The following is a 7,682-nucleotide window of genomic DNA, read 5'->3' on the forward strand; positions in this document are numbered from 1 at the left end:
TTTACATGGTTAGTTTTGGTGAACCGGTTAGTTCCCAACACCGTCTATAATATTGAGGCTTGATAGATTAGATTACCGTTCTTACCGGTATATTTATGTTTATATTTGTCATCAGCGACGACCGGACCGGCTTGATTTTATTGGCAGTAAAGGTGGAAACCTGTTGGGCAATGAGAGGATGGGAGATACGCTGTACCGAGCAGGGGATGATGCAGTTGATAAGGAGAATTCTTTTTATAACGCTTGTTTTCATAATGATTGTTGGTATAATTATCAATGTCATGGGTCGTATATATTCTACGATCCCCATACAAAGAGCAATATTTGACAACATTCAGATAATAACATTCAATATTCAAAGATCAATACTTGAATCCGTGCAAGGTATTAAGAAACAAGTATTGCCTGTCACGGCAGAGTTCCGGGGGAGGGAGGCGGCCTTAAGTTCGCCTTGCCTCGCCGTGCAAAATTATTCACCGGCAGACTCTACCGCAAAATTGAGCGTGTATAATTTTGAAACGGGCCATGAGAATACCGTTTCCACCAGCGGAAAACACATCTCCGGCTTTGATGTCGAAGGCGCGAATGTCGTTTGGGCCGACCTCCGCAATGAAACGCGGGACCCGATGCGGCAAGAACCATCGGGACAGTTTACATATAATGGTAGCAAGCAGTCCCAACCCCTTATATCCGGCCCATATGTCGCTTTTTTATACGACACTCAGGTGAATCCCCGCTATCAGGTGGTCAGGCTGCCGGATAAATTGACTCCCTGAAATGTTCCTAATTAAAAAACATCCTGATGAAACATTCCAATGCGGTGACGGCAGGTTTACATTGAGGTTAATATACATGGAAATGTACTTGTACGGATTAATGGCGTTGACTTTTATTATCCACACGACAGATACGCTTTCTTACTCAGTTAGATTAAGTTCGGTTAAGAGCGGGCAATTTGCCTTATCTGTTTCTCTTTTTAATATTTTTGTTCTTTTTTCCCGCACGGCAAATATGTTGCAGGGGCCGTTAATCGGTGTATTAATCGGTACAAGCGTTACAACAGGGATTGATCCAATTAATGATATCCGTAAAGTTGTATTTGCTTCAACCGGAGGCACGCTGGCGGGTATAGTCCTGACACCGACATTTCTGAGGATTTTCCTTTATGCCGTTGCCAGGCTGGAGTCAACCGGTTCAGTGCCGCTTCTTATTATTCAGGCTCTCAGCGTTAATAATATTAAACTCATTGCGAAAAATGGCGTATTGCCTTCCAAACAAACATTTCAAAATATCCGGTGCCGCGATATACCGAAAAGATTATTATTATTCAATACGCTGCTGACAGCGGTGTATACTGTTGGCGTGCTGTCCGCCTTTTATTCCGCGACATTAGTCGCGCCCGAGTATCAGCTGGCGGCCTCATCGTCTTCAGGAATGATTAACGGAGTAGCGACAATTCTACTGACCCTGGTCGTTGACCCCAGGTCCGCGATAATTACAGATCAAGCCTTTAGAGGAGACAGACCTTACGGTGATGTAAAAACTCTGGTTGTTCTGCTAATGGGTACAAAATTATTGGGCACGTTAATGGGACAGGTTATTTTAATACCCGCTGCAAATTTGATATCATGTTTCTATAGATAGAAGTGTTTATGTTCAGCGCCCGCTGGGGAACGCCTGGGTATACAAGAAAGATATAGTACTAAATACGAATTAGGAAAAACATTACGCTCTGCCAACTTTCATAAAGAAAAAGGATTTACCTGTTTTTACATGTTCAAGTTCATTTTTTTGCTTGTCTTTAACGGTGAGAACCTTTATCGCATATTGCAAACTGAAACTGATCCCGAAATGCCAGAGAAAGATGCGATCTATCGTTTTTTAAATTCTTTCCGGTACAATTGGCGAAAATTTTTACTTGCCCCGAGTTTAACTGTCATTAAGGAAACCATTGAACCCTTGAACCAGCACAACTGGAAAAATGTTCCCCTCATGGTGGTGTTACTTCGTGGTTCTCTTGGTAGCATTGTATCTGCCGGCGATGCTGTCACATTGAAAGCCTTGCTATTTTGGGCTTCAGAACATAAGCGGATAAAAATTCCTCCGCCCAGTTCTCCGCATCCACCTCCAGCAGATATACCTTCTGAGATATACCTTTGGTCATCCTGGGGTATTTTTTGTGCTCCCCAGTGTAATATTGCCAGAAGTGTCTCAGTTCGTGGGCAAGGACATGTAGAATTTTTCTTTTTAGTAGTTTTTTAGAAAACATACATAGTCTTGGCAGCCTAAACCAGTCTAAAATTTTTATACAGGTTATGTTGTTGATATACAATACCACCACAGCCCCTGCGAGTTCATTTTTTTTCTGGTCTTTAAAATAGGTGAGGCATGTTCCAAACATATCGTCGCATGAATCACCAAGCTTAACGATGAGGTTTTCAGGTTTCTCCCAGATGCCAAGCTTCTTAAGAATAAACATTATGTATTGGTTTATAACTTCCTTGGCAACGGACATAATTTCACTTCTTGCCAAAAGCATTTCTAGTCCTCCTTTGATAATGGTTATTTCTGGAACACCCAATATAAGAGTCTTCAATTCAGTAAACTCTTTTTTTTTTAATATTTTGACCATACTAGGGGATATGTAAACATCCAAACAATGGGTTTTATTACAGAAAAAGCCACAGTGCTGGATTTCAGTTTTGCGCGTCTCTGGGATTGTCGATGAAAAGGCAATAGCTGAGGCTCTAGGCAAAACGGTTACCTGGGATGAGGAAACCATGACGGTGGATATTATTTGATTAGTTTTAGCGCAGGGATAAAAATTGAAAGCGAATAAGCCGCTCTCCTGATTCAAAGGGCGGCTTTAATATTGAAGGGAGTGTAATGTATATGGATAAACAGTCAAGATGGAGCAAGGTGGTCTGGACAGCGATGGCAGCTTTAGTATTGTTCATTCTGAAAAACTATGGACTACTGGGTCCTACAGGTTTGCCGAAGAAAGCTCTGGACAACTAACGACACTTATTTTTGCCGTTCTTTCAACGTTTGCTTTTTCCAATGATTAACCCGCGGAGTAACATCTGCGGGTTATGCTACTGGCATTTCGGCCGCTTAATATTCAGTAAACAACTAACCCGCCAGTGGTGCTGGCCCTGCGGGCTTTTTTGTATGTGTAGGTTAAATTATTTTATAAATTGTTCTTTGTAATCTTCATTGGCCAATTTAATTATGTTTAGGGCCTCGTCTTTTCCATATACATCAACAATTTCACATTTATTATTTTGACTTTTGGGAGCTTTTTTATATGTTAAAAAATAATGTTCAAGTCTTTCTAAAACTCGACTAGGGCATTGATTAATATTTTCCCACTCTCCATAAAGTGCATCATCTTTTAAAACAGCTACTATTTTATCATCCGCCTCGTTATTGTCTATTAATTTTATACCTCCGATTGGTATTGCTTTTAATAAAATATTTCCATGTGTTACTATTTTTTCAGTCAAAACACATATATCTAAAGGATCTTTATCTCCGATTATATCTTTTCTAACAAATTTGGTTCTGCAGTGTTTTGCTACCCTTTCACCGCAGTAAGTTTGAGGTATTAGCCCATATAAAGTTGGACAGATATTAGAAAATAATTGAGGCCTATCAATTTTTAATAGCCCTGTTGTTTTATCTAATTCATATTTTAGTGTATCACTTGGAGTTACCTCGATATATGCGTTTACGATATAAGGATGTTCTTCGTCTAATGGTATACCATGCCATGGATGCGCAACATATTTATTCATTTAATAAAATCTCCTTTATCACTTTTCATCCAGAAATTATGATAAAAAATTTTAAGCAGCATGTTAAAAGTCTCTTTACCAATAATGGTTATAAAGTCAGGTGAATCTACCAGTATGTCGAATTTATAATAGAAGCTACTTCCTTTTAACAAGTAATATCATATTAAAATTACCGGTAGCTTGTCAAGTATACCCTTAGGTAACTCGCTAATCTATTTTAGATATTGACCTTTTTGACATCATAATACGTAGGGAATTCTAAAAAATCCTGGTCTTTTTGGTTTAATGCTGCAAGGATGGAAAACTGTTTTATCAAATTTAGTTGGCCACCTTATTTTAGCATTAGACTATTGTACTAACTATTGAAAAACATAACATCATAAACACAGATTTCCGAGTTCAAAAAGGATTTAGTGGTTTTGAAGAACACTTCTATGTCCCAGCGTTTTCCGTAAATCCGAATGATTTCTTCATCAGTGATTACCCTCTAAATCAATACCGATTTGAACGATGGCATTTGCCAAAATCCTAGCTCTACCGCGTTTTTTGAGAAGTTCCTTATAGAGGGTGTCAAGAGTGACCTTTTCCCCTTTATAGGTGTTATGAAAGTTGGCAGAGCGTAATGTTTTTCCTTTCTTCTTGGTTTGGTAGTCTTTGCAACTCTATTTTACCAAGAAAAGGGTGTCTTTTGTGTTTTCTCTGCAAATAAAAGTCGAAATAACTTAGTTATATCAAGGCTTAAGAGCCATTATACATGTAAGAAAGTTGAGTTATTTATCTGACAGCCTTAAAACGGCTCTTTTGCCGGGGTAAAATGCTCTTTAACAAAAGATGGCGCGTCAGCTTCGGAAAAGAATCCGGAAATAATCTCGCCGTTGTTTTGCGGGAAAACCACTTTATATACCGCCTGTTTACCGCTTATGCTGTAATTTCGCAAACACAGCTCCAACTTATCCGGGTCGGTGATCTTTAGGACGCCTGGTTTTTTTTCTAATTCCGGAATCGGAATATCCCGGTTTATGGCAACCCCCGGCTTGTCCGGCTCCTGTTTGTCCAAGTCGGTCATCCTGTACACAAACGCGCTGGTGATATCATCACCCGGCAGCAGCCGGGCCTGGTTGTATCTCCCGGTTTCTTTAAGCCACTGTTCGAAATCAGCATATGATTTTTCCCAGCTCAGGTCGACTGTGCGATTATTCTTCAAATAAACGGTGATGCCGGCCCAGGATTGCTTGTTGGCGTTGGCCTGCATCTCTTCGTAGGTCTGATCATAAATGTCGCGGCGCAGGGCGTCGACGGCCTGCGCGATGAGCTCCGGGTCGACGAAGCGCACTTTTTTATTTGCATAAAACGCGCTAATTTCGATCATGTCCACATCGGCAGGGTTTGTGCCGAGAATGCTATAACGCATTTCCTTGTATTCCTGTGATTCATATAAGGGTTTTAATATGTCCGCGTACTCCGGCGCGGCAATCTTGTACTGCCGGTAAATATGGCTGCCGTTTTTCATCTCGTAGGCCAGACAAATCCCTTCGGAATAATCTTTCGTACGTTGTGACAAGAAGAAATCTTTTTCTGCCAATCGATTGGCCAGTATTTTTTGATGCAGCGAATAAATACGGGCTATGTTGTCCTTTTCGGTAAATATGAGCTTAACGGGCAGGGGACTATAGGTGTTGTGCTCAGAAGCCAGCGGATCCTGAGCAGGCACAAAATTTAAAGCGTAAAAGGAATTATCCAGGTATATGCTTTTCACTTCACTCAGCGCAGGCAGCCTTTTTTCATAGCCGGTAAAATCGTAATGAAGCAGACCAATCAGCCCGATCATAATCAGGGCGTAAACACCATACCCCCGGATGCTGCGCCACTGAAAGACCTGCAGGGATTTGTTCAACAAAATTTCGATCAGCATATAAGCCAGTATGGAGCCCAGAAAGTAACCGAAATATGTCCAGCCCGGACTGTCCTGGGCGCTGTTAAAGTAACTGCCGAGTAGCAGCATAAAGCAAAAGGTGGCTGAATACTTGAAAAGAGGGCGCAGCGCCTCGAAAGTAATGGCATTGCCGGCCGTTTCTATGTGACGCCGCTGATAGAGATGCCTGCCCGCAAAATACAGCGCGATGCTGCTTAACAGGTAAACCGCGATTTCAACATTGGGAACAGGCCGTATGGAAATCTCGGTCAGCCTGATCAGGGGCGAAAGTTTTTCTATTTTCTCTAAATAGTAATCATATGCGAAACCGTAAATGTACCTGTTAATATTGTGCAGGAGCAATAGGGACAGCCCGCTGGGCAGGAGGAGCAGAATATAGCTTAACACGCCCTGCAGGGTGGTCATGCCGGTAATCATGCCGACGGCCGCACTCGTCATAAAGAAAAGCAGATTAATCAGCAGGCTGATATATAACCAGGAAAGTATGGCGCCGTTTATTTCATTAATTCCCAGTCCGGCAGCCAGCGCCCAGGAAATCAGGGCGGTGAGGATAAGCGGCGCAAACAGGAGCAGTATCCCGGCGGCAATGTGGGTATTGTACAGGGTTTCCCGCCTGACGGGCAAAGCGTGTGCCGCATCAGCCGCCTGGCTGTCCTGCAAATAACGGAACAACAGCAGGCCGGTCAATACGGGGACGAGGATCAACGCCATAACATTTAAAAAAGATTGATTGGTATCAAACTGAAACATGCGGGTTAGCGTATATATATGCTGTATTCTTACCTCTTCCAGCTTGCCGTGCAGCATAAGCACTTTAAGCGGGAGACTTAAGAGCAGTACCAGCAAATATCCGGCGCCTAGCCAGGCGAATCTTTTAAAATCGTTGAGCAGTATGCCTCTATTGATCAAGGATGTTTTTGATTTCATAACCATTGTCCCCCATTTCGTATATGAATATTTCCTCCAGGGTGAGCGGCAGGATATCCAGGACGGCTGGCTGATAAGACCGCACGCGTTTGATTATATCTGCATAGGCGCCGCGTACGATTAAAATCAGCACGCTGCCTCTCTTTTCCTGGTAAAGCGGCTGCATGTCCTGCAGCAGGGCGGGGGGTGTTTCTCCGCTGAAGGCGACTTGAATTTTATGCACGTCCGCTTTCAGGTCGTCCAAATCCTTCTGCATCAACATTTCCCCCTGATGCAAAATGCCGATATAATCGCAGATGTCTTCCAGATCGCGTAAATTGTGGGAAGAAATCATGACGGTCATTTCTCTTTCAGCCACATCCTGAATAATCAGGTTCTTTACTTTTTGCCGCATCACCGGATCCAGTCCGTCAATAGGCTCATCCAAGAGCATAACCTCCGGCGTCAGGGCCAAGCTCAGCCAAAATGAGACCTGGCGCTGCATCCCCTTGGACAGTGTTTTTATGCGCCGCTTGGCCTCGATATTAAAAACGCCCTCAAGCTTTTCAAAACGCGCCTGGTTCCATTGAGGGTATATTTGGGCATAGTAATCAGCTGTATCTCGAATTGAGAAGTTTGGAAAAAAATACAGAAGATCAGGAATAAAAACTGTACGCGCTTTGACGGCGTCATTTTCAAATACCGGCTGCGCATCTATCGTGATTTCACCTGAATTCTGCCTGTAAATACCGGCCAGGAGTTTTAACAGTGTCGTTTTCCCGGCTCCGTTGGAACCGACCAGACCATAAATAGAGCTTCTTTGCACCGACAGGCTTACACTTTTAAGCGCTTCCGCATCCTGGAATTTCTTGCTGACCTTTTCTGCCTTAATCATCCGTTTTACCTCCTTTATCCTCAGATAGGCTCTCGGCATTAGATGGGAGGAATCATTAAATCTGGAATAAAGCAACTGGAAATTCTGGCATGCCAGGCTAAAAAGACTGTCCTTTTCACGACATTCCTAAAAATGGGCATGGCAAAGAAGC

General features: G+C 42.6%; 7 protein-coding genes and 1 pseudogene. 4 read left to right on the forward strand and 4 right to left on the reverse strand.

The features are described 5' to 3' along the window. The first annotated feature begins 95 nt into the window (after nucleotides 1–95). The 3 genes and pseudogenes from L9W92_RS12990 to L9W92_RS19520 form a co-directional block, all read left to right on the forward strand. A complete protein-coding gene (locus tag L9W92_RS12990; protein ID WP_240084182.1) occupies nucleotides 96–776 on the forward strand; it encodes a hypothetical protein in 681 nt (226 codons plus the stop codon). 76 nt (nucleotides 777–852) lie between these two features. After that, complete coding sequence (locus L9W92_RS12995; protein WP_240084188.1) at nucleotides 853–1,644, forward strand: lipid II flippase Amj family protein; 792 nt, start codon at nucleotides 853–855, stop codon at nucleotides 1,642–1,644. 66 nt (nucleotides 1,645–1,710) lie between these two features. After that, nucleotides 1,711–1,986: pseudogene (locus L9W92_RS19520) on the forward strand (IS4 family transposase); the annotation flags it as partial. A 61-nt stretch (nucleotides 1,987–2,047) separates the two neighbouring features. Here the strand turns inward: L9W92_RS19520 and L9W92_RS13000 are convergent. Next, nucleotides 2,048–2,656: a hypothetical protein gene (locus L9W92_RS13000; protein ID WP_240084183.1), complete on the reverse strand. Its 609-nt coding sequence runs from the start codon at nucleotides 2,654–2,656 to the stop codon at nucleotides 2,048–2,050. A gap of 253 nt (nucleotides 2,657–2,909) precedes the next feature. On the opposite strand from L9W92_RS13000, the gene L9W92_RS13005 reads away from it, so the two are divergent. Then, nucleotides 2,910–3,068: a hypothetical protein gene (locus L9W92_RS13005; protein ID WP_240084184.1), complete on the forward strand. Its 159-nt coding sequence runs from the start codon at nucleotides 2,910–2,912 to the stop codon at nucleotides 3,066–3,068. 117 nt (nucleotides 3,069–3,185) lie between these two features. Here the strand turns inward: L9W92_RS13005 and L9W92_RS13010 are convergent, their stop codons facing one another. From L9W92_RS13010 to L9W92_RS13025, 3 genes are all read right to left on the reverse strand, one after another. Continuing rightward, a complete protein-coding gene (locus L9W92_RS13010; RefSeq protein ID WP_240084185.1) occupies nucleotides 3,186–3,797 on the reverse strand; it encodes an inorganic pyrophosphatase in 612 nt (203 codons plus the stop codon). 787 nt (nucleotides 3,798–4,584) lie between these two features. After that, complete coding sequence (locus L9W92_RS13020) at nucleotides 4,585–6,657, reverse strand: DUF6449 domain-containing protein (RefSeq protein WP_240084186.1); 2,073 nt, start codon at nucleotides 6,655–6,657, stop codon at nucleotides 4,585–4,587. After that, nucleotides 6,629–7,531: an ABC transporter ATP-binding protein gene (locus tag L9W92_RS13025; protein WP_240084187.1), complete on the reverse strand. Its 903-nt coding sequence runs from the start codon at nucleotides 7,529–7,531 to the stop codon at nucleotides 6,629–6,631. Before L9W92_RS13025 ends, L9W92_RS13020 begins: the two co-directional genes overlap by 29 nt. Nucleotides 7,532–7,682: the final 151 nt, after the last annotated feature.

The sequence above is a fragment of the Pelotomaculum terephthalicicum JT genome (genome assembly GCF_022410535.1).
In the GTDB taxonomy this organism is placed as follows: domain Bacteria; phylum Bacillota; class Desulfotomaculia; order Desulfotomaculales; family Pelotomaculaceae; genus Pelotomaculum_D; species Pelotomaculum_D terephthalicicum.